This is a genomic window from Streptomyces sp. A01 (assembly GCF_059026195.1).
In genome coordinates this window covers 1-418 of the sequence record NZ_JBWLKN010000134.1, presented here as the reverse complement: position 1 = coordinate 418, position 418 = coordinate 1, and the positions used below count along the sequence as shown (strand labels likewise).

The following is a 418-nucleotide window of genomic DNA, read 5'->3' as shown; positions in this document are numbered from 1 at the left end:
GTGGCGCACGCGTTGTACTCAGCGGCAAAACCCCCGATGGTGTCCGCCAGCGGATCTGGGCACACCTGTTGGTCCACCACGCCCTGCGCGAACTCATGCTGAGAACGGCCGCTACCCGTGGCCTGGACCCCGATCGAGTCTCCTTCACCGAAACCCTGCGCTCTGCCCGGCGCAGCGTGACCGTTACGCCGGGCGGCTTTTCCCCCTGACCTCCTGGTCAGGGCCTTGGTGATGCTCGAGCAGGACCTCCTGGAACGACTCCTGCCCGTCAGACGACTCCGAAGGCAGCCCCGAGTCGTGAAACGCAAGATGTCCAATTACCAGCTCAAGCGAGCTGAACACCGTCTCTGGCCGCATCCGACCCGCACGGGCACGCAAGCCATCCTCATCACAAGACCCCAAGCCGCAGGCCCGTAAA

1 pseudogene is annotated in these 418 nt (G+C 64.6%); it reads left to right on the top strand.

Features of this window, described 5'->3' with window-relative positions:
• A pseudogene (locus AC5P1B_RS35880) lies at nt 1-209 on the top strand (IS4 family transposase); the annotation flags it as partial.
• Nucleotides 210-418: the final 209 nt, after the last annotated feature.